The sequence below is a fragment of the Microbispora rosea genome, assembly GCF_900156315.1.
GTDB classification, from domain to species: domain Bacteria; phylum Actinomycetota; class Actinomycetes; order Streptosporangiales; family Streptosporangiaceae; genus Microbispora; species Microbispora rosea.
Genome location: NZ_FTNI01000011.1, coordinates 120,936 through 142,244 on the forward strand (window position 1 = coordinate 120,936; position 21,309 = coordinate 142,244).

18 protein-coding genes are annotated in these 21,309 nt (G+C 72.4%); 11 read left to right on the forward strand and 7 right to left on the reverse strand.

Annotated elements, in window-relative coordinates; genetic code table 11:
* Positions 1-207: 207 nt before the first annotated feature.
* Positions 208-2,637: a Tex family protein gene (locus tag BXA11_RS17635; RefSeq protein WP_076435787.1), complete on the reverse strand. Its 2,430-nt coding sequence runs from the start codon at positions 2,635-2,637 to the stop codon at positions 208-210.
* 306 nt (positions 2,638-2,943) lie between these two features.
* On the opposite strand from BXA11_RS17635, the gene BXA11_RS17640 reads away from it, so the two are divergent.
* Together BXA11_RS17640 and BXA11_RS17645 are read left to right on the forward strand one after the other, a co-directional pair.
* Entirely contained in the window at positions 2,944-3,399 is a 456-nt protein-coding gene (locus BXA11_RS17640; RefSeq protein WP_239105028.1) for a nuclear transport factor 2 family protein, read from the forward strand.
* Between the two features lie 3 nt (positions 3,400-3,402).
* Positions 3,403-3,894 carry a winged helix-turn-helix transcriptional regulator gene (locus BXA11_RS17645; protein ID WP_083744324.1) on the forward strand — a complete coding sequence of 164 codons (492 nt, stop codon included), beginning with the start codon at positions 3,403-3,405 and terminating at the stop codon, positions 3,892-3,894.
* 187 nt (positions 3,895-4,081) lie between these two features.
* Here the strand turns inward: BXA11_RS17645 and BXA11_RS17650 are convergent, their stop codons facing one another.
* Both BXA11_RS17650 and BXA11_RS17655 read right to left on the reverse strand, forming a co-directional pair.
* The gene (locus BXA11_RS17650) at positions 4,082-4,474 is read right to left on the reverse strand and encodes a hypothetical protein (protein WP_143734366.1); all 393 of its coding nucleotides are present in this window, start codon (positions 4,472-4,474) and stop codon (positions 4,082-4,084) included.
* A 125-nt stretch (positions 4,475-4,599) separates the two neighbouring features.
* Positions 4,600-6,348, reverse strand: a complete 1,749-nt coding sequence (locus tag BXA11_RS17655; RefSeq protein WP_083744325.1) for a RecQ family ATP-dependent DNA helicase — start codon at positions 6,346-6,348, stop codon at positions 4,600-4,602.
* Positions 6,349-6,440: 92 nt separating this feature from the next.
* Here BXA11_RS17655 and BXA11_RS17660 point away from each other — a divergent pair, with 92 nt between their 5' ends.
* The 3 genes from BXA11_RS17660 to BXA11_RS17670 all read left to right on the forward strand — a co-directional run bounded on the left by BXA11_RS17660 (position 6,441) and on the right by BXA11_RS17670 (position 9,075).
* Entirely contained in the window at positions 6,441-7,454 is a 1,014-nt protein-coding gene (locus BXA11_RS17660; protein WP_030506585.1) for an NADPH:quinone reductase, read from the forward strand.
* A gap of 112 nt (positions 7,455-7,566) precedes the next feature.
* Positions 7,567-8,520: a Ppx/GppA family phosphatase gene (locus BXA11_RS17665; protein WP_030506584.1), complete on the forward strand. Its 954-nt coding sequence runs from the start codon at positions 7,567-7,569 to the stop codon at positions 8,518-8,520.
* Between the two features lie 126 nt (positions 8,521-8,646).
* The gene (locus tag BXA11_RS17670) at positions 8,647-9,075 is read left to right on the forward strand and encodes a hypothetical protein (RefSeq protein ID WP_076435795.1); all 429 of its coding nucleotides are present in this window, start codon (positions 8,647-8,649) and stop codon (positions 9,073-9,075) included.
* Positions 9,076-9,198: 123 nt separating this feature from the next.
* Here the strand turns inward: BXA11_RS17670 and BXA11_RS43195 are convergent, their stop codons facing one another.
* Entirely contained in the window at positions 9,199-9,339 is a 141-nt protein-coding gene (locus tag BXA11_RS43195) for a hypothetical protein (protein WP_159454801.1), read from the reverse strand.
* 127 nt (positions 9,340-9,466) lie between these two features.
* On the opposite strand from BXA11_RS43195, the gene BXA11_RS17675 reads away from it, so the two are divergent.
* A complete protein-coding gene (locus BXA11_RS17675; RefSeq protein ID WP_239105021.1) occupies positions 9,467-9,961 on the forward strand; it encodes a metallophosphoesterase family protein in 495 nt (164 codons plus the stop codon).
* 37 nt (positions 9,962-9,998) lie between these two features.
* Positions 9,999-10,532, forward strand: coding sequence for a DUF5709 domain-containing protein (locus BXA11_RS17680; RefSeq protein WP_076435798.1), 534 nt, complete (start codon positions 9,999-10,001; stop codon positions 10,530-10,532).
* A gap of 303 nt (positions 10,533-10,835) precedes the next feature.
* On the opposite strand, the gene BXA11_RS17685 is transcribed toward BXA11_RS17680, so the two are convergent.
* On the reverse strand, positions 10,836-11,495 hold the full coding sequence (locus tag BXA11_RS17685) for a dihydrofolate reductase family protein (protein WP_076435800.1): 660 nt from the start codon (positions 11,493-11,495) through the stop codon (positions 10,836-10,838).
* Between the two features lie 59 nt (positions 11,496-11,554).
* On the reverse strand, positions 11,555-12,283 hold the full coding sequence (locus BXA11_RS17690; RefSeq protein WP_076435803.1) for a helix-turn-helix domain-containing protein: 729 nt from the start codon (positions 12,281-12,283) through the stop codon (positions 11,555-11,557).
* 267 nt (positions 12,284-12,550) lie between these two features.
* Here BXA11_RS17690 and BXA11_RS43200 point away from each other — a divergent pair, with 267 nt between their 5' ends.
* Both BXA11_RS43200 and BXA11_RS17700 read left to right on the forward strand, forming a co-directional pair.
* Positions 12,551-12,964 carry a PH domain-containing protein gene (locus BXA11_RS43200; RefSeq protein WP_076435806.1) on the forward strand — a complete coding sequence of 138 codons (414 nt, stop codon included), beginning with the start codon at positions 12,551-12,553 and terminating at the stop codon, positions 12,962-12,964.
* Positions 12,965-13,031: 67 nt separating this feature from the next.
* Complete coding sequence (locus BXA11_RS17700; protein WP_159454802.1) at positions 13,032-13,448, forward strand: DUF3592 domain-containing protein; 417 nt, start codon at positions 13,032-13,034, stop codon at positions 13,446-13,448.
* Between the two features lie 53 nt (positions 13,449-13,501).
* Here the strand turns inward: BXA11_RS17700 and BXA11_RS17710 are convergent, their stop codons facing one another.
* Positions 13,502-15,805, reverse strand: a complete 2,304-nt coding sequence (locus BXA11_RS17710; RefSeq protein WP_083744327.1) for a glycoside hydrolase family 3 N-terminal domain-containing protein — start codon at positions 15,803-15,805, stop codon at positions 13,502-13,504.
* A 193-nt stretch (positions 15,806-15,998) separates the two neighbouring features.
* On the opposite strand from BXA11_RS17710, the gene BXA11_RS17715 reads away from it, so the two are divergent.
* Positions 15,999-16,706, forward strand: a complete 708-nt coding sequence (locus BXA11_RS17715; RefSeq protein WP_076435811.1) for an MBL fold metallo-hydrolase — start codon at positions 15,999-16,001, stop codon at positions 16,704-16,706.
* A gap of 188 nt (positions 16,707-16,894) precedes the next feature.
* Positions 16,895-21,265, forward strand: a complete 4,371-nt coding sequence (locus BXA11_RS17720) for a glycoside hydrolase family 38 N-terminal domain-containing protein (protein ID WP_076435813.1) — start codon at positions 16,895-16,897, stop codon at positions 21,263-21,265.
* The last annotated feature ends 44 nt before the right edge of the window (positions 21,266-21,309 follow it).

Genomic DNA, 21,309 nt, shown 5'->3' on the forward strand with positions numbered 1-21,309 from the left:
GATCAGCCCTGTGCCCCGCGTCCACCGTCTCGCGGGGCACTTTCTTACGGCCGCTGACGGCGGTCCCGGCGCCCGGAACGCGGGCGCCGGGCGCAAGAGGCCGTTGGATCCGGCAGGGTGCGTCAGCGGGAATGCAAGGGTGTGTCAGCGGGAATGCAGGGTGCGTCAGCAGGAATGCAGGGTGCGTCAGCGGGAATGCAGGGTGCGTCAGCGGGAACGGCGGTCGCCGGAGCCGGGGTCGGTCAGCCCGGCGCGGCGCAGGGCCTCGGCCATGGCCCCGCCGAGCGGCGCGCCGCCCGAGCCCCGGCCGTTGCCGCGGCCGGACCCGCCCCTGCCGTTCTGGCTCTGGCCGCCCTGGCTTTGGCGGGCGGGGTTCTGGCCAGCAGGGTTCTGGCGGGACTGGTTCTGGCGCGACTGGCCGCGCCGGCCGTCCTGCCGGTCGTCGCGCGCCTCGCCGTTCGGCCCCCCCCTGCGGCCGCCGGCCGCCGTTTCGTCGTCCAGGCGCAGCGTGAGCGAGATGCGCTTGCGCTGGAGGTCGACGTCGAGCACCTTGACCCGCACGATGTCGCCGGGCTTGACCACGTCGCGGGGGTCCTTCACGAACGAGTTGGACATCGCGGAGACGTGGACCAAGCCGTCCTGGTGCACGCCGATGTCGACGAACGCCCCGAACGCGGCGACGTTGGTGACGACGCCCTCCAGGATCATGCCGGGCGACAGGTCGGACGGCTTCTCGACGCCGTCCTTGAAGGTGGCGGTCTTGAACGCCGGCCGGGGGTCGCGGCCCGGCTTCTCCAGTTCCTTGAGGATGTCGGTGACGGTCGGCAGGCCGAAGGTGCCGTCGACGAACTCCGACGGCTTGAGCGAGCGGAGCGCGGAGGTGTTGCCGATCAGCGTGCGCAGGTCGCTCCTGGTGAAGTCGAGGATGCGGCGCACGACCGGGTAGGCCTCGGGGTGCACGCTGGAGGCGTCGAGAGGGTCGTCGCCGCCAGGGATGCGCAGGAAGCCCGCGCACTGCTCGAACGCCTTCGGACCGAGCCGCGGCACCTCCTTCAGCCCCGTCCGCGCGCGGAACGGCCCGTTGGCGTCGCGGTGCGCGACGATGTTCTCCGCCAGTCCGGCGCTGATGCCGGACACACGGGTCAGCAGCGGGGCGGACGCGGTGTTGACGTCCACCCCCACCCCGTTCACGCAGTCCTCCACCACCGCGTCGAGTGAGCGCGACAGCTTCACCTCGGACACGTCGTGCTGGTATTGGCCGACGCCGATGGACTTGGGGTCGATCTTGACCAGCTCGGCCAGCGGGTCCTGCAGGCGCCGGGCGATCGACACCGCGCCGCGCAGCGAGACGTCCAGGCCGGGCAGCTCCTGGGAGGCGTACGCCGACGCGGAGTAGACCGAGGCTCCCGCCTCCGAGACCACGATCTTGGTGAGATGCGGCATGTGCTTGACCAGCTCACCGGCGAGCTTGTCGGTCTCCCGTGACGCGGTGCCGTTGCCGATGGCGATCAGCTCCACGTTGTGCTCGGTCGCCAGCCGGGCCAGCACCGCGAGTGACTGGTCCCACTGTCGTCTGGGCTCGTGCGGATAGATCGTCTCGGTGGCCACCACCTTGCCGGTGCCGTCCACGACCGCGACCTTCACGCCGGTGCGCAGCCCCGGGTCGAGGCCCATGGTCGGCCGTGCCCCCGCGGGGGCGGCCAGCAGCAGGTCGCGCAGGTTGGCCGCGAACACGCGCACGGCCTCCTCCTCGGCCGCCTGCCACAAGCGGGTGCGCAGGTCGATGCCCAGGTGCACGAGGACGCGGGTCCGCCAGGCCCAGCGCACGGTGTCGAGCAGCCACTTGTCGGAGGGGCGGCCGAGGTCGGCGATGGCGAAGCGCCGGGCGATTCGCGCTTCGTAGTCGTTCGGCTCCTCGGCCTCCGGGTCGAGGGTGAGCGTGAGCACCTCCTCCTTCTCGCCCCGGAACATCGCGAGGATGCGGTGCGAGGGCAGGCGGGTGAAGGGCTCGGAGAAGTCGAAGTAGTCGGAGAACTTGGCCCCGGACTCCTGCTTGTCCTCCCGCACCTGGGAGATCAGCCGCCCGCGGGACCACATCCGCTCCCGCAGGTCGCCGATGAGGTCGGCGTCCTCGGCGAAGCGCTCGACCAGGATGGCTCTGGCGCCCTCCAGCGCGGCGGCGGCGTCGGCCACGCCCTCGCGCACGTATCCCTCCGCGGTCGCCTGGGGGTCCAGCGACGGGTCGGCGAGCAGCGCGTCCGCCAGCGGCTCCAGCCCCAGCTCCCTGGCGATCTGGGCCTTGGTGCGGCGCTTGGGCTTGAAGGGCAGGTAGATGTCCTCCAGCCGGGCCTTCGAGTCGGCCTCCATGATCCGCGCTTCCAGGGCCTCGTCGAGCTTGCCCTGCGAACGGATCGAGTCGAGGATGGCGGCCCGCCGCTCCTCCAGCTCGCGCAGGTAGCGCAGCCGCTCCTCCAGCGTGCGCAGCTGGGCGTCGTCGAGCGCGCCGGTGGCCTCCTTGCGGTAGCGGGCGATGAACGGCACCGTCGCCCCGCCGTCGAGCAGGTCGACGGCCGCGGTGACCTGACTCTCGCGCACGCCGAGCTCTTCGGCGATCCGCTGCTGAATGGACGTCGTCACGATCCTGATCCGCCTTCTTCCGGGTCCGCCCTTTCCGGGGGCCGCCCCTCTCCGGGAGGCTCTCATTCTGCCGGATCCGCCGGGCCCCCTCATTCAACCTGTGGGCGAGGGCCCGATGTCCTCCTCATGTTCCGAGCGTCTTTGTTCTTTACGCGACCCGCACCGGCGCCGGTCACGGCCCCACCTGCGAATCGACCTGCACGTGGCCTCCACGGTCAGTGTGGAGAACCGCCCGCATCGTGGTGACGAAGGACGAGAAGAGTTAGTATCGGGATTGAACTGACCCGAGGAGGGGCTGTGTTCCGGATGATCGCCCGCCGCAGGTACCGGCGTGCTTGGCAGTCCATGAACGACCACGACTATCAGGCCATCATCAAGCAGCTCGCCCCCGACTTCCGGATGACGTTCCAGGGCGACACCAGCCTGGGCGGTACGCGCACCACCCGGGCGGGGATGGCCGCATGGTTCGACCGGCTGTTCCGCCTCCTGCCCGACGCCCAGTTCGAGTTGCGGCAGGTGGCCGTCGACGGGCCGCCATGGAACACCCGGATCGCCGGCCTGTTCACCGTCCGGGCGACCACGCCGCTCGGCGAGCCCTACGAGAACGTGTTCGTCCAGTTCGTACGCCTGCGGTTCGGGCGGGTGTCCTGGTATGAGGTGCACGAGGACTCGCTGCGCTGGTGGCGGCTGTGCCAACATCTGAGCTCGAACGGAGTCGCCGAGGCCGTCGCACCGCCCATCACCGACACGGTGCGGGTGTGAGCCGTGCGGCAGACCAGCTTCGCCGACATGCACTGTTCTTTGGCGCGCGCGCTGGAAGTCGTCGGAGACTGGTGGACCCCACTCATCCTGCGCGACGTCTACCTGGGTATCGACCGGTTCTCGGAGCTGGCGGAGGACCTGGGTTTGAGCCGCAACCTGCTCACCGAACGACTCAACGGCCTGATCGAAAACGGCATCCTGCGGCGTGAGCGCTACCAGGAACGTCCACCCCGCGACCGTTACGCCTTGACCGAAGCCGGGCAGCAGGTCATACCGATCCTGGTGGCGCTGACCGCGTGGGGCGACCGGTGGCGGACACCTGAGGGCGGCCCGCCGATCCGATTCCAGCACGGCGACCATCACGCCGCACCCATGGTCGCATGTGGAACGTGCGGCGACCGGATCACGTCGCAGGACCTGAGCGCCAAGCCCGGACCGGGAGGCCGGCGGGCACCCGGAACGATGCTGATAGCCGAGCGCCTCGGCACGATCTGAAGCGGCACACAGCTTGGCTCGGTGGCGAGGGCCGGTCCCCTCGCGAGATGCGGCACGGCTTTCCACGCCCGCTGAGCACGCACCGGACCGCGGCGGCCTCGGGTGGAGCTCGCCTTTCGTCCGAGCCGGCGGCGTTCACCAGGGCTCGGCGAGGCCGGCGGTCACCGGGGCTCGGCAGGACCGGTGGTCACCGGGGCTCGGCGGGACCGCACAGGCGCTCGTACAGACCGGCGCAGGCCAGCAGCAGGAACGCGAGGGTGAGCAGCGCGTGTGGCGCGAACGGCGCGCCCCTGGCGGGCGTCTCGCCGGCCGGGGCCTCCACCGCGGGCCGGTTCGGCGTGGTCTCCGGATGGTGGGCCAGGTAGCCGGTGGGGAACGAGGTCACGGTCCCGCAGCCGCATCCGGGGCAGGTCATCCCGGACCAGGGCGGCTGGACGACCACCTCGTCCCGGGTCCACATCACGATGTCGACGCCCTGCTCGTCGCGCGTGCGGCGGACGACGTACTCCTCCTCCCAGACACGCAGGCAGTGCAGGCACTCGAACGGCCACGTCTCCCTGGCGCTGACTGCCTCCCGCACCGGTACCACCCCCGAACTGACGACCTCCGCCTACGAGTCTCAACACAGGGTGAAACCACTGCAAGTGGTGTGAAGGACACGATCGGTAATGATTGCCCAGCGGGCCGGGTGCTTCTCCTGCTCCGTCAGACCACTTCGAGCAGCTCGTCGACCAGGCCGAGCGCCAGCGTCTTGTAGCCCACGGAGTCGAACAGCACCGTGATCCGGTCCTGCTCGCGGCTCATCACGATCCCGTGCCCCCACTCGGCGTGCCGGACGTTCGCGTGCATGGGGAACCGCCCGTCGCCGGTCTCCGGCGGGGTCGCCGTCCCGGAGCGGCAGGTGTCGCAGTCGCCGCAGGACCGCTCGTACGGCTCGCCGAAGTACTCCAGCAGGAAGCGGCGCCGGCAGCCGGTTGTCTCGGCGTAGCCGCGCATCATCTCCAGCCGGGAGTCCTCCATCCGGTGCCGGAGGTCGTCGATCTCCACCGCGTGGGCGGCGGCCTCGTCCGGCGGCGGGCCGTCGGGCGCGTAGCGCAGGGCGCCACCGTGGGCGACCTCGACCGCGCCCGCCCGTTCGAGCAGATTGACGTGCGAGGTCAGCCTGGCCGCCCCGACGTCGAGGAGCCCGCGCAGGTCGGCGGCGGCCACCTCCCCGCCGTGCTCGTGCACCAGCGTCGCGACGCGCCGCATCAGGGCCTCGTCCGCGCGGCCCGCGGCGAAGAACCTGCGCAGCCCGAGGTCCTCGGGCCGGTAGAACAGCACGGTGTCGGCCGGGTTGCCGTCCCGGCCGGCCCGGCCGATCTCCTGGTAGTACGCGTCGAGCGACTCCGGGGGCGCGGCGTGCAGCACGTAGCGCACGTCGTGCTTGTCGATGCCCATCCCGAAGGCCGAGGTCGCCACGACGGTGTCGAGGTCGCCGTCCTGGAACCGTTCGTGGATGCGGCGGCGTTCCTTCGCCTTCATCCCCGCGTGGTACGCCTCGGCCCGGCGGCCGCGCTCCTTCAGCAACTCGGCGTACTCCTCGGCCTGGCGCCGCGTCGCCACGTAGATCAGCCCCACGCCGTCGAGCCCGGCGGCGTGGTCGGCCAGGGCCCTGCGCTTGTCGTCGTCGCTCGTGAACCGGCGGACCTCGAGCTGGAGGTTGGGCCGGTCGAATCCCCGCACGATCTGCTGCGCGCCGGTCAGGCCGAGCGACTCGACGATCTCCTCGCGCACGGTCGGCGCGGCCGTGGCCGTCATCGCGATCACCGGGGGATGGCCCAGGCGCTCGATCACCTTGCCGAGCCGCAGATACTCGGGCCGGAAGTCGTGGCCCCAGGCGGACACGCAGTGCGCCTCGTCCACGGCGATCAGGGAGGGCCGGGCCTCGGCCAGCCGTTCGACCACCTCGGGCTTGGCGAGCTGCTCCGGCGACAGGAACACGTACTCGGCGTCGCCCGCCGTGACCTGGTCGAGGCCCGCCTCGACCGAGCCGGCCGAGTTGACCGCGACCGCGCCCGCGGCCCCCGCCTTGAGCAGGCCCATGACCTGGTCGCGCTGCAGGGCGATCAGCGGCGAGACGACGACCGTCGGGCCGTCGAGGAGCAGGCCGGGCACCTGGTAGACGGCCGACTTGCCGCCGCCGGTCGGCATCACCAGCAGCACGTCGCGCCCCGCGAGCAGGTGCTCCATCGCCTCCTGCTGGCCGGGGCGCAGCTGCTGCCAGCCGAACGCCTCCCTGGCCGTGGCCCGCAGGCGCCTGCCCCTGCGTCCGAAATGCCGGCCGAAGCGGCCCCCCGCCCAGCCCCTGGCCCAGCTTCCCGACCAGTCCCTCGACCAGCCGCCCGCCGTGCCGCCGAGCCGGTCACCGGCCCTTCCGCCGGAAAGGCCTCCGTACCTCTGCCTGACGCTCATGCCATCGCACCCCCTCGCCGATCGGCCTGCAACTACCCGAGCGGAAACGGCCGAACCGGAATAGCGGGTCGGACCGGCGCCTTGGAGCCGGTATGAGAGCGATCGTGTATTCCGAGACCGGGGACAGCGACGTCCTGCGCCTGGCCGAACGGCCGGTGCCCGAGCCGGGGCCAGGAGAGGTACGCGTGCGGGTGGTGCGCTCGGGCGTCAACCCCACCGACTGGAAGGCGCGGCGCGGCCGGCTGGGCCATCCGGAAGCCGTGCCCAACCAGGACGGCGCCGGCATCGTGGACGCCGTCGGGCCCGGTGTGACGGCGGTGGGCCCGGGGGATCGGGTGTGGGTGTGGGAGGCCGCCTGGGGGCGGCCGGACGGCACGGCGCAGGAGCACGTCGTCCTGCCCGAGCGGCAGGTCGTGCCGCTGCCGGACGGAGCCTCGCTCGACCTCGGCGCGAGCCTCGGCATTCCCGCGCTGACCGCGCATCGCTGCCTGACCGTGGCGGAGGGCGGACCGGACCGGCTCGCCCCCGGAGCGCTCGACGGCAGGACCGTCCTCGTGGCGGGCGGGGCCGGGGCCGTGGGCAACGCCGCGATCCAGCTCGCCCGCTGGGCCGGGGCGACCGTCGTGACCACCGTCAGCGGGCCGGAGAAGGCGGCGCTGGCCCGGGCAGCGGGGGCGCATCACGTCGTCAACTACCGCACCGGCGATCCGGCGGCGGAGATCCGTGGCGTCGCCCCGGGCGGCGTCGACATCGTGGTGGAGGTCGCGCCGGCGCCGAACGCCGCCCTCGACGCGGCGGTCACCGCTCCCGGCGGGGTCGTCGCTGTGTACGCGAACGACGGGGGAGACGAGGTCGCGCTGTCGGTACGCGACCTGTTCACCCGCAATGTCCGCTACCAGTTCGTCCTGGTCTACACGGTGTCCGAGGCCGTCAAGGACGCCGCCGTGGCCGACGTGCGCGCGGCGGTCGAGGCGGGCGCGCTGCGGGTGGGGGAGGAGGCCGGGCTGCCCCTTCACCATTTCCCGCTGGAGCGTACGGCCGACGCCCACGACGCGGTCGAGTCGGGCGCGGTCGGCAAGGTGCTCGTCGACGTCGCCCCGGAGTGAGCGCCGGGTGAGCCCAGGGTGAGCGCCGGGTGAGCGCCGGGCGAGTCCAGGGTGGGCGCTGCGAGCCGGGAGGGACGATGGATCTTTCCCGCGCGGGCGGTAGCGTCGGGGCATGCGACTTGGAGTGCTGGACGTCGGTTCCAACACGGTGCACCTGCTGGTGATGGACGCGCATCAGGGCGCCCGGCCGCTGCCCGCGTTCTCCCACAAGGAGGAGCTGCGGCTGGCCGAGCATCTCGTCGGCGGCGACAGGCTCAGCGCGGAGGGCGCGGCGCGGCTCGCGGCCTTCGTGCGCGAAGCGGCCCGCATCGCCGAGGACAAGGGCGTGGAGGACCTGGTCGCCTTCGCCACTTCGGCGGTCCGCGACGCGGTCAACGGCGAGGACGTGCTGGCCCAGATCAAGGCCGAGACCCGGGTGGACATCCAGGTGCTGTCGGGGGACGACGAGGCCAGGCTCACGTTCCTGGCCGTCCGCCGCTGGTTCGGCTGGTCCTCCGGGCGGCTGCTGGTGACCGACATAGGGGGCGGGTCGCTGGAGATCGCCTCCGGTCTCGACGAGGAGCCCGACGTCGCCGTCTCCCTCCCGCTCGGCGCGGGACGGCTCACCCGCGACTGGTTCACCGCCGACCCGCCCGATCCGGAGGAGCTCCGCGCACTGCGGCGGCACGTGCGCACCGAGATCGCGCGGACGGTCGGGGCGGTCGCCAAGTACGGCAGGCCGGACCACGCGGTCGCCACGTCCAAGACCTTCCGCCAGCTCGCGCGCATCGCGGGGGCCGCCTCGTCCGGCGAGGGCCCGTACGTCAAGCGGACGCTGACGCACGAGGACCTGGCCGAGTGGACGGCCCGGCTGGCCACGATGCCGGCCGCCCGCCGGGCGGAGCTTCCCGGCGTGTCCGCCGGGCGGGCCGCGCAGCTTCTCGCCGGCGCGGTCGTCGCGGACGCCGCGATGGACCTGTTCGAGGTGCCGGTGCTGGAGATCTGCCCGTGGGCGCTGCGGGAGGGCGTGATCCTGCGCAGGCTCGACGGCCTGCCCATGGGTGGGCCCTCGCTGGCCGATCAGTAAGGTATGAGAGTCATCCAAACGGGGCAAGGCACCAATAACCGGCAATTTCCGTTCCTCTACGTGGCAGGTGATCTTCCGCCGGCCACCGGAGTGCCGTAATCGGGGTCGACCTCTGGAGGAATCTGAATGGTGGAGCTGCTGGGAGCCGTGGTCTCCCTGGCGGCGGTGGCGGTGCTGGTGCTCGGAGTCGTGCTGGTGATCGCGATCGCGACCCTCGTATGGCTGGGTGCGATGGCGATGAGCACCGGGCGCGAGTCCTACGGGCGGGCGACACCCGTCCCGGCGGGCACGGGCCTGGACGGACGCGCGCGGAACTCCCGGCCCGAGGCCGTGACGACCGGTGCGTCCGCCGACGGATCCGGCCAAGCACCTGCGGCCGGGTCCGGCCAGGCACCTGTGACCGGGTCCGGCCAGGCACCTGCGCCGGGTTCCGGCCGAGCACCTGCGGCCGGGTCTGGCAGGGCGCCCGTCGGCGCGTCCGGCAACGGACACGTCAACGGGCGGGCCGCGGGCCGGAAGGTCCGTGCCGTCGCCGCCTCCGCGCGTCGCGCATAGAGAGACCCACGCCGGCGTCTGCGTCCCCGTCAGGTCTTCCCTGGCGGGGACGCGGTCGTGTCAGGTCTATTCCTGGCGGGGACGCGGTCGTCCGGGCCGCCTCGCGGCCGGGCGGCGCGGTTGTCAGCGGCTCTCCCTGCTCTGGCCGGACAGCGTCTTGACCAACTCGGTGAGGCGGGCGACCTGAGTTTCCAGCCCGCGTACGCGCGCCTCGAGCTCCAACAGGGTGGGGGCCTGGTAGCCGTCGGCGATCTGCCTGCTCATCGTTCCTCCCGAGCGGGACCGGCCGGGGGAGACCGGTGTAGGGGTGCAGGGCATGAGGGTCGTGCGGATCCTGAATCCCTATTCCCCGAATATGAGATTTGGCACCTCTTCTTCGCGGGAAGATGGAATGGTGAAGGTCGTCGTGCTCGCGGACACCCACGCTCCCCGGCGCTGGAAGTCCTGCCCGCCCGCGGTCGCCGCGCACCTGCGGGGGGCGGACCTGATCCTGCACGCCGGCGACGTCTGCACCGCCGACGTCCTGGTGGAGCTGTCCGCGTACGCTCCGGTCCACGCGGTGTTCGGCAACAACGACGGCGCGGACGTCGCGGCCTGGGGCGCCCCCGAGACGCTCGGCCTCGACCTCGGCGGGCTCAGGGTGGCGATGATCCACGACAGCGGGCAGGCCGCCGGGCGGACCGCACGGATGCGGCGCCGCTTCCCCGAGGCCGACCTGGTCGTCTTCGGCCACTCGCACATTCCCATGGACCTCACCGGCGACGGGGTGCGGGTGTTCAACCCCGGCTCGCCCACCGACCGCCGCCGCCAGCCACACGGCACCATCGGGATACTCGACGTCGACGGCGGCGTGCTGCGGCGAGCCGAGATCGTCCCCGTCACCTGACCTGCCTAAGGGCCGTACGGCGGGGCATGGGGCCGGTATGAGAGAGAACAGACCACAGCCCGACCCGCGTTCGCGGTTCGAGGACGAAGGCATTCCGGACCTGCAGGAGGGCACGCCGGGGCAGCAGTGGGCCGAGGACCCGCAGGAGATGCCGCTGCCCGGCGACCGGCCCCTGGGTCTCGACGAGTACGGCACCACGCCCAACGAGATGCGCGAGGGCGAGTCCATCGGCGGGCGCCTGTCCCGCGAGGTGCCCGATGCGGATGTCCGGTTCGGCACGGAGCCGGGCACGGCGGGCGGCCGGCCGGCCGAGAGTTACGGCGGCGCGGGCACCGGCGACGAGGCAGGCGGCTACGGGTCCGGCGATCCGGCCGACTACGCGACCGTCAATCCCGCCCAGCCCGGCAGGTACGGCACCGCGGAGCCCGGCCAGGCCGGCCGGCTCGTCGATCCGGACGGCGGCATGGGCGTGGACACCGAGAAGGACATGATCGCCGAGGATGTGGGGCCGGACCTCGGCGGCTACACGGCGGAGGAGCAGGCGATGCACGTGGAGGACGAGACACCCTAGGACGACCCCTCTTGATCACAACCGAATGCATGCCCTATGGCCTGTACGGAGTCGAGATCAGAGGATCCGGCTACACGGTGGTTCCGGTCCTGGTCGGCCATCGCCATGGCCCGCTGAGAGCTCACCCGCATCACACGGCCGAGCAGGCGGACGCCGTGCCGAACGGCACGGGCGCGAGGGTGGTCCAGGACTCTCGCCGACGCCGGATACGGACAGCTCTCCCCGATCCGACCCACCGGGGCCCCGCCGTACGGCGGGGCCCCTTCGCCCTGGCCCGGCGATCAAGCCGGTCGGACACCAGTGTCAGCCGAGGACCGTCGCCGAGCGCCCCTCGTCCACGGTGTACGCACCCGCGGAGATCGCACCGAGACTCGCAGGGGTGAGGGTCAGCGAGACGACGCCCCCGGGCAGTACGCGGGAGTTCTCGTCCACGGTCGTGAACGTCGCGGGCGTCGATCCGTCCGGGAACAGGCGCTTCCCCGTCCCGACGACGACTGGGTACTGGAGCAGCCGGTAGACGTCGACAAGTCCTGCCTGATGCAGGGTCTGCACCAGCTTCCAGCTTCCGTGAACCTGGAGTTCCCTACCGGGAAGCTCCTTGAGCCGGCGTACCTCGTCGACCAGTTCACCGCGCAGGACGGTCGTCGGGCTCCAGTCGGCTTCCTCGTCGGTCAGCGTCGAGCTGACGACATACTTCGGCAGCGTGTTGAGCTTGGTGGCGATCAGATCGTCCGGTTCGGTGACCTTCGGCCAATACCCACCGAGCAGATTGAAGCTCGTGCGGCCGAAGAGGAAGGCGTCGGCCTCACGGAACCAGCTCTCGACAACCTCGTTGGTGTGCGCCGAGGCGTGCGGAACGAGCCACCCGCCGCGGTCGAAGCCGTCGGAGCGGTCCTCGTCGGGGGCTCCTGGCCCCTGCATGACGCCGTCGAGACTGATGAAGGTGTTGACGCTGAGCAGCACGATTCTCCCCCGGAAATCGGGTCGCGGACAGCCGGCCAGAGCTGACCGGCAGGCAGACGCTAGCTTCCGGGCCCAGGGTGGGTCTTGTACAGGAACGACATCGAGGCTTGGTCGCCCTCCCGCAGTTCGCGCGCGGTGCGCCCTACGTAGCGACGTAGCGAACGTGCGAGGTGGGCCTGGTCGAAGTAGCCGAGCGCCTCGACGACCGCGCGCCAATCGCGGCCGTCGCGCAGCATCGTGGCCGCGGCGTTCGCGCGGTCGATCTGCGTCACGGCGGTCTGCGACAGTCCGGTGATCGCACGGTATCGACGCTGAAGGGTACGCAGGGTCGGGCCGGCCTTGGCATGCCCGGCGACGTGCTCCTCGTCCCGGAGGCGCGACCGCACCAGCAGACCCGCGTCCAGCAGTCGCCGGATGAAGCATTCGACGTTCTCGTACGTCGGCGCCTCCCAGTCCTCGCCGCCGATGACGACTCTGCCCGAGTCCGTCACTGGGAACGGCACGTACCCATTGATGATCGAGGCTGCCGGATGGGGCCGAAGAACCGCACCGAGTGTGAATCGGACCCCGAGGAACTCGGTGTACGGCGGGACCGGTGCGGTGGTCGCCCTCGTCTCCGGCCCGCGCAGGCTGGCGAGCAGGCATTCCTGCGTCCGTGAAAGGATCAGCTGCCAGCAGGTACGCGCTGCGGACGTCATCGTGTCATCGGCGCCGCTGCGGGTGCGCCACACGCGGTCGACGATGCTCACGTCGATCTCGGTGTCGCGATGCTCGAACCGCAGGGCCATGGTCTTCTCAGCCTCAGAATCTGCTCAGGGTGCCGCTCAAGGATAAAGACCCTCGTCAGAGATCTGAATCGAGGGCCCTTTGAGGATCGACCGGGCCCACGGCACTTGCGGTCGGCGGCAGGTGGATCTTGCCGGCGGGACGACACGAGACGGGACGAGACGCCGCGGGGAACGGCGGCGGCGCCCGTGCGGCCGGGCCGCCGCCGCCCGGCGTGGGGGGCCGGGAAAGAAGCCGCGAGAGGTCCTCGCATTCGTTACGCTGCCCCGATGGCGGGAGTTGAGGAGTCGCGGCACGAATGGCGGGTGCCGCGCGGGATCGTTGCGCTGAAGGGCGCCGGCATGGTGCTGTGCGGTGTGCTGGCGATCGCCGGCGACGGCGCGCAGCTCTTCCTCGCGGGCGTGGCGACCCTGGGCTTCGGCCTGCTGACCGGGCGCGACCTGGTCGCGCCGGTGCGGCTCGCGGCGGCGGAGGACGGCCTGGTCGTCACCGGGCTGTCCGGCCGGGAACGCATCTCCTGGAACGACGTGGACCGCATCCGGGTGGACTCCCACCGCCGCTACGGCCTGACGACCGAGCTGCTGGAGATCGACGCCGGCGAGCAGATCCACCTGTTCAGCCGTTTCGACCTCGGCGAGCCGGTCGTCGACGTGGCCGAGACGCTCATGCGGATGCGCCCCTGACTGTACGCGCATCGCGGTTCGGGAACGATGCAAGCCGGTCGCAAGCGCCGGGCCCTAAGGTCCGATCGTGTCACAAACCGCTCTCATCACACTGATCCTCTCCGGTATCGGGCTCGTCTTCGGCCTCATCGGTGGCGGGATCACCATGAACGCCCGGGAGTTCCGCCGCCGGGCGCAGCGCGCCCGCGGCCTGGTCGTCGGACTGCGGGCGAGCCGGTCCGACGACGGGACCTCGTACTACCCGACCATTCGTTTCACCACCGTCTACGGCCAGCAGGTCGAGGCCGAGACCACCTTCGGGAGCAACCCGCCGCCCGCACGGCCGGGTGAGGAGGTCACGGTGCTGTACGACCCGGCCAGGCCCACCCGGATCCGCATCGACAGCGCGGCGGGGAGCGGCACGCTCCTCGGCGGCATCTTCCTCGCGGTCGGCATCGTCCTGTTCACCGCGGGGGCGGGGGTGGCGCTGGCCCAGACGTTCTGAGCCCGCACGCTCCGAGCATGGACGCTCTGTCCCCGCCCCCTCCGGCGCATGAATCATCCGGTCGCGCAGGCCGTCCCGTTCAGGGTGAAGGCGGTGGGGGCGGGGTTGGCGCCGCTGTAGGACCCCTGGAAGCCGAAGCTCGCCGTGCCGCCGTTCGCGCCGATGGTTCCGTTCCAGGCGGCGTTGGACGCGGTGACCTGCCGGCCCGACTGCGTGATCGTGGAGTTCCAGTAGCCGGTGACCGTCTGGTTGCCGGCGTAGGTCCACTGGAGCCGCCAGCCGTTGACCGGGCTCGACGACCTGTTGGTGATCGTCACGTCCGCGGTGAACCCGCTGCCCCAGTCGTTCACCTTGTACGTCACCACGCAGCCGCCGGTCGGCGCCGACGGGCTGGCGCTGGGCGAAGGGCTGGGCGACGGAGACGGCGAGGGGGACGGAGACGCCGAGGGAGACGCCGAGGGCGACGGAGACGGAGACGCCGAGGGGGAAGGCGACGGGGAGGGGGACGGGCTGGCGCCCGTGTAGGTCAGCCCGAAGCCGTACTCGAACAGCGCCTGCTTGCCGTCCCCGGCGTTGATCGGCTGCTGGTCGGCGCTGCGCATCCAGGTCATCGGCAGCTTCGCCGCCGGAGCGTAGTCGCCGAACAGCACGTCGGCCACGCCGCGCCCCTCGGTGCCCGGCAGCCAGGCCGCCACCAGCGCGTTCCACTGGTCGAGCTGACCGGCGATGTCCAGCGGCCGGCCGGAGACGAGCACCACCACCAGCGGCACGCCGGACGCCTTGAGCCGCTGCAGCGTGGCCAGGTCGGTCGAGTCCAGGCCCATCGATCCGGTGCGGTCGCCCTGGCCCTCCGCGTACGGCGTCTCGCCCACGACGGCGATCGCGGCGCGGTAGGAGGAGTCGATGCCGCTGCCGTCGCGGTTGTAGGTGACCTGGGCGCCCGAGCCGACGGCGTCGCGGATGCCCTGCAGGATCGTGGTGCCGGTGGTGATGTTGCCCGACGAGCCCTGCCAGCTGATCGTCCAGCCGCCGCTCTGGTTGCCGATGTCGTCGGCGCTCTTGCCCGCCACGAAGATCTTGCCGCCGCTCTTGCCGAGCGGGAGCACGTTGCCCGCGTTCTTCAGCAGCACCAGCGACTTGCGTACGGCCTCGCGGGCGATGGCGCGGTGCGCCGCGCTGCCCACGGTGGAGGTGTAGGACCGGTCGGTCAGCGGCCTCTCGAACAGTCCCAGCTCGAACTTCTTGGTCAGGATGCGCCGGTTGGCGTCGTCGATCCGCGACGTCGCGATCCGGCCCGCCTGGACCTCCGACTTCAGCAGCGAGATGAACCGCTTGTAGTCGTTCGGCACCATCACCATGTCGACGCCCGCGTTGATCGCCGTGGTGATCTCGCTCGCGGTGAAGCCGCTCTGGCCGTCGAGCTGGTCGATGCCGGCCCAGTCGGTGACCACGAAGCCCGTGAAGCCCAGCTCGCCCTTCAGCACGTCGGTGATCAGGTACTTGTTGCCGTGCATCTTCGCGCCGTTCCAGGAGCTGTAGGACACCATGACGGACCCCACGCCGCGCTGCACGGCGGCCTTGAACGGCGCGAGGTGGATCGCGCGCAGGTCGGCCTCGCTCAGCTCGGTGTTTCCTTGGTCCCTGCCGCCCGTGGTGCCGCCGTCGCCGACATAGTGCTTGGCGGTGGCGAGGATGGAGGCGTTCCCGGCCTTCTGGAAGCCGTCCACGATCGTCGTCATCTGGGTGACGAGCTGCGGGTCCTCACTGAAGGACTCGTACGTGCGGCCCCAGCGGTCGTTGCGGGCCACGCACAGGCAGGGCGCGAAGGTCCAGTCGATTCCGGTGCCCGCCACCTCCTCGGCCGTCGCCCGCCCGACCCGCTCCACCAGGTCGGGGTCGCGGGTCGCGCCGAGACCGATGTTGTGCGGGAAGATCGTGGCCCCGACGACGTTGTTGTGCCCGTGTACGGCGTCGATGCCGTAGATCATCGGAATGCCGAGCGAGGTGGACAGCGCCTGCCGCTGGAAGTTGTCGTACATGTCGGCCCAGGACGACGGGGTGTTCGAGGAGGGCGCGGAGCCGCCGCCGGACAGGATCGAGCCCAGCCGGTACGCCGCGACGTCCGAGATCGTCGCCAGGGCCGACCGGTCGGCCTGGGTCATCTGCCCGACCTTGTCGTCAAGCGACATCCGGGACAGCAGGTCGTTCACCCGCGTCGCCACCGGAAGGCTCGGATCCTTGTAGGGGGCGTCCGCCGCCCGCGCGGCCTCGCGACCGCCGGCGAAGACGGCGCCGAGCGCCACGGCGAGCAGCGCCACGAGCGCCGGTATCCAGACGGGTCTCAGCCGGGATGTCATCGCGTCCTCCTAGGGGGTCCCGCCGACCGTAGGAATCGCCGGGAATTCGGGTCAAACGAGGTGACTCCCGGACACTCGCCACCAGCCGTGGGCGAGGAAAGTTTCACGTTCCATGCCCGGCATCCGCCCAGAGCGGATCCGCTGCCGGCGAAGATCTCACCGATGGCCCGCGGGGCGGCCCTAACGTCGCCCCATGGATCTGGTCGAACTGCTCCCCAGCCTGTATTTCCTGCGGTTTCCCGTGGGGCACGTCTACCTGTGGCGCGACCCCGACGGGCTGACCCTGATCGACTCCGGTGTTCCCGGCTCCGCGCCGCTCATCGCGGACGCCGTCCGTACGCTCGGGCACGTGCCGTCCGACGTACGGCGCCTGGTCCTGACGCACTTCCACGAGGACCACACCGGCTCGGCGGCCGACATCGCCACCTGGGGCGACGTCACCGTGTACGCCCACCGCGACGACGCGCCCTTCGTCCGGGGCGAGGCGGACGGACCCCCGCCGATTCTGTCCGGATGGGAGCAGGAGCTGTGGGACGCGGTTCACGCGGGCATGCCGCACGTGCCCGCGCCGCCCGTGCGCGTGGACCGCGAACTGGACGACGGCGACACGCTGGACTTCGGCGGCGGGGCGCGGGTGCTGGCCGTCCCCGGTCACACTCCGGGCAGCCTGGCGCTTCACCTGCCGGAGCCGGGGGTGTTGTTCACCGGCGACACGATCGCGCGCGCCCCCGACGGGCAGGTCATCCTCGGCGTGTTCAACGCCGACCCGCCCGTAGCCGTCGCCTCGCTCGCACGGCAGGCGGCCCTCGACGTCGAGATCGCCTGTTTCGGCCACGGCGAGCCCGTCACGGAGGGCGCCTCCCGGCTCATCGGGGACGCCGCGGCCCGCCTCACCGGATGAAGCCCGTCAGCTCCTCCGCGAACTCGATCTGCGGCTCGGCGACGAGCAGCTCCCCGAACCGGGCCACAAGACCCGAGACGTACGGCGCCGCGGAAGATCACATGGGTGAGGCCGGTGCGGGCGGGGGATGTCTCGACCGTCCCCCGTCCCCCAGCGGCCGCCGTGGGGAGCCGCAGTTAGGGGTGCGCATGCGCGTCATCGCCGTCGAGTCCACCGAGCTGTTCGTCCGCCCGGCCGCCGGCCGGGACGACCCGCGCCAGGTGGTCCGGGTCGTCCTCGACGAGGTGCCGGACGGCGCGTCCCCGGTGGTGGAGGTCACCGGCCCCGGGGTGCGGGGCGAGCACGCGGCGGACGGACGGCCCCCCGGCATGGCGCCGGTGGTGGTCGAAGTGCCCGTGGTGGTCGAAGTGCCCGTGGTGGTCGAAGTGCCGGTGGAGGCGGCCGCGCCCGCCGCGGCCCCGGGCGCGCGCGTCCCGATCAGCGTGCGGGCCGCCGCGGGCCGGGAGCGGTGCACGGCCGAGGGCGAACTGCTCGTGGCCGAGCCGGGGTGGACGGTCTGGATGATCCCCCACTTCCACTACGACCCGGTCTGGTGGAACACTCAGGCCGCCTACACCGCCACGTGGGACCGGGCGGGCGGCCTGGCGCAGGCGAACCGGCAGGAGTTCCAGCACGCGGGGTTCGATCTCGTCCGGCTCCACCTGGACACCGCCAGGAGGGAGCCCGGCTACGCGTTCGTGCTCGCGGAGGTCGACTACCTCAAGCCGTACTGGAACGCCCACCCCGAGGATCGGGCGTACCTGCGCCGCCTGCTCGCGGAGGGCCGGGTGGAGATCATGGGCGGCACGTACAACGAGCCGAACACCAACCTGACCGGGCCCGAGGCGACGATCCGCAACATGGTGCACGGGATCGGCTTCCAGCGCGACGTGCTCGGCGGCGATCCGGCGACGGCCTGGCAGCTCGACGCGTTCGGGCACGATCCGCAGTTTCCCGGGCTGGCCGCCGAGGCGGGGCTGACCTCCAGCTCCTGGGCGCGCGGGCCCTACCACCAGTGGGGCCCGATGCTCACCCGCGGGGGCTGGGGCGACCCCTCGGTGATGCAGTTCCCCTCGGAGTTCGAGTGGGTGTCGCCGTCGGGGCGCGGGGTCGTCACCCACTACATGCCGGCCCACTACAGCGCCGGGTGGTGGATGGACTCCGCGCCGACTCTGGAGCAGGCCGAGGCCGCCGTCTACGAACTGTTCACGCTGCTCAAGAAGGTCGCCGCGACCCGCAACGTGCTGCTGCCTGTCGGCACCGACTACACCCCGCCAAACAAGTGGGTCATGGAGATCCAGCGCGACTGGAACCGGCGCTACGTCTCGCCCCGGTTCGTCTGCGGGCTGCCGAGGGAGTTCTTCGCCGCCGTCCGGGACGAGGGCGTCCGCCTGACGCCGCAGACGCGGGACATGAACCCGATCTACACCGGCAAGGACGTGTCGTACATCGACACCAAGCAGGCGCAACGGCACGCCGAGACGCGGCTCGCCGACGCCGAGAAGTTCGCCGCGATCGCCGCCGCGACCCTCGGCGCGCCCTACCCGCACGCCGCCCTCGACAAGGCCTGGCGCCAGATCGCCTACGGCGCGCACCACGACGGCATCACCGGATCGGAGTCCGACCAGGTCTACCTCGACCTCATGACGGGCTGGCGGGAGGCCTACGACCTGGGCGGGCGGGTCCTCGACGCGTCGCTGCGCCGCCTCGGCGAGGGGCTGACCGGCGTCGCCGTCTGGAACCCCTCCTCCTGGCCCAGGACCGACCTCGTCCGCGTGCGGCTGACGCTGCCCGAGCCGGGCGCGTACGGCGTCGCGCTCGACCCGCCCGAGCGCGGTCTGCTGCTGGAGCATCCCGAGCGGCACCCCGACGGCAGCCTCGCGGCCGTGGACGCGGTCTTCGTCGCCGACGACGTGCCCGCGCTCGGATACCGCACGTTCCGGCTGGTGCCCACCACCGAGCCCGCCCCGATCGGCTGGGCCGTACGCGAGGGCACCCGGATCGCGAACGCCACGCACGCGGTGGAGGTCGACCCCGAGCGCGGCGGAGCGGTGTCGAGCCTCACCGTCGAGGGCCGCGAGCTGCTGCAGCAGGACCGGGTGGGCAACGAACTGCTCGTCTACGACGAGCACCCCGCGCACCCCCGATTCGGCGAGGGCCCCTGGCACCTGGTGCCGGACGGCGGGGTGAGCGGCTCGGCCGCGGCCCCCGCGGAGGTCGCCGTCGCCGAGTGCCCGGCCGGTCGGCGGATCGTCGTCGGCGGCCGGGTCGGCCCCGTCGTCTACACCCAGGAGATCACGCTCTGGAACGGGCTGCCCCGGGTGGACCTGACCACCCACGTGGACGAGTTCCACGGCTCCGACGTGCTGCTCCGGCTGCGCTGGCCGGTGCGGGCGCCGGGGGCGCTGCCGGTCAGCGAGGTCGCCGGCGCCGTCGTCGGCCGCGGGTTCGGCCTGATCGACGTGGACTCGGCGGAGCACCCGTGGACGCTGGACAACCCCGCGCACAACTGGTTCGCGCTGTCGTCCACGGCCCGCGTCGTGCTGCGCTCGCCCGCCGGACGTCCCCTCGGCGCGCGGGCCGTCGGCGTCGCCGAGATCATCGCGCCGGAGGACGCGGACGCGGGCGAGCTGAGAGATCTCGCCGTCGCCCTCGTACGGCAGGGCGTGACCTCGACGTGCTCCGCCGGGCCCGGCCCCCGGTACGGCAACCTCGCCGTGGACTCCAACCTGCCCGATGTGCGCATCGCGGTCGGCACGCCCGAGGAGAACCCGTTCGTCGCGGCGCTGCTGGACGACGCGGAGGCCGCGGAGCTGCGCGCGCGTCTCGGCGCCGAGGGCCGGGCCCGCCTGTGGGTGCCCGCCGACGAGCCGCTGGAGAAGGTCTGGGTGCCGGGCGCGGACCTCACCGGCCTCCGCGACCTTCCGGTGCTCGTGGTCTGCGGCGAGGGCGCGGTCGGGGAACTGGTCGCCGACCTCGCCGACGCAGCCGTGGAGGTGGTGACGGACGCCGAGCCGGCCGACGCGGTTCTCGACGACTACACGATCGGGCTGGTGAACCGCGGGATCCCGGGCTTCGCGGTCGATCCGTCGGGGGCGTTGCACGTGTCGCTGATGCGGTCGTGCACGGGCTGGCCGTCCGGCGTGTGGATCGACCCGCCGCGCCGCACCGCGCCCGACGGCTCCGGCTTCCAGCTCCAGCACTGGACCCACACGTTCGAGTGCTCCCTGGTGGCCGCCCCGGGCGACTGGCGCGCGGCCGATCTCGTACGGCTCGGCCACGACGTCAACCATCCGCTGGCGGCGACCGTGGGCAGGGACGGGCCGGCGGGCGAGTCGCGCTCGTTCCTGGAGACCGGGTCCGGCCTGGTCCTCACCGCGCTCAAGGCGGCGGGCAACCCGATCGCCTCGGGCCGGACGCCCGGTCCGGTGACCGCGCTGACCGCTCGGGTGTACGAGGCCGTCGGCCGGACCGTCCCGCTGTCGATCAGCACGACGCTGCCCCTGGGCACGGGGTCCGGGGGAACGGCGCCGTGGCGGCGGGCCGACCTGCTGGAGAACGTCACCGGGGACGCCCCCGGCACCCTCGACGGCATGGAGATCGTCACGCTGGTCGCCCCGCTCCGTCCCGGGCCGCCCGCGGACGTGGCGGGGGAGCAGACCGGCGGCCCAGAGGCGAGGGGTCCTGGCGCCGGCGGTCCTGGCGCCGGCGGTCCTGGGGCGAGCGGTCCTGAGGCGAGCGCCGGCGGCCGGGTGGTGGCCTGCGGGAGCGCGCCCGTGGTGCCGGAGACCGAGCCGCACCAGCCGGTCCACACGCGTTACTGGCTGAACAACACCGGACCCGCGCCGATGGGCGACCTGCCGGTCGCCGTGCACCTGTCCCCGTCCGACCTGGACGTCGCGGGGCCGGTGGACCTCACCCTGACCGTCGCCTCCGGCCTCGCGGAGGACCTGGCGGAGGGCGTGGTCACGCTCACCGCCCCCGACGGCTGGTCGGTGGCGCCCGCCGTCCGGCCGTACGTGCTGCGTCCCGGGGGCCACGCCACCGTGCCGGTTCGGGTCACGCCGCCCGCCGGCGCCGAGACCGGCCTCCACCTGCTCACCGCGCGCATCGAGTTCGGCGGCCAGGCGTACGAGGACGTGACCCGGCTGCACGTGTTCCGGCCGGGGGAGAGCGGGCGGCGGTCACCGGGGCTGGAGGTGACGCTGGAGGGGCTCGGCCACCCGCCACACCTGCGGCTGGGGCCCGGCGGCCGGGCGGAGGTCGTGGTGCGGCTGCGGTCGGAGGCGCGGTCGCCGGTCGCCGCGCAGGCGCAGCTCGTCAGCCCGTGGCAGACGTTCGGGATGTTCCCCGAGTGGAACCGCGGGGCCGTCGTGCCACCCGAAGGCGAGGCGGAGGTCTGCTTCCCGGTACGCGTGCCGCCGGGCGCCCGCCCGGGCCGCTGGTGGGCGCTGGTGAAGATCGCCTGCGCCGGGTGGCTGCACTACACCGACACGATCGAGGTCGAGGTGGAGCCGTGAACGGCCCGGACGTTCCCCCGGCCGGCGGCGCGCCGGCCGTTCCG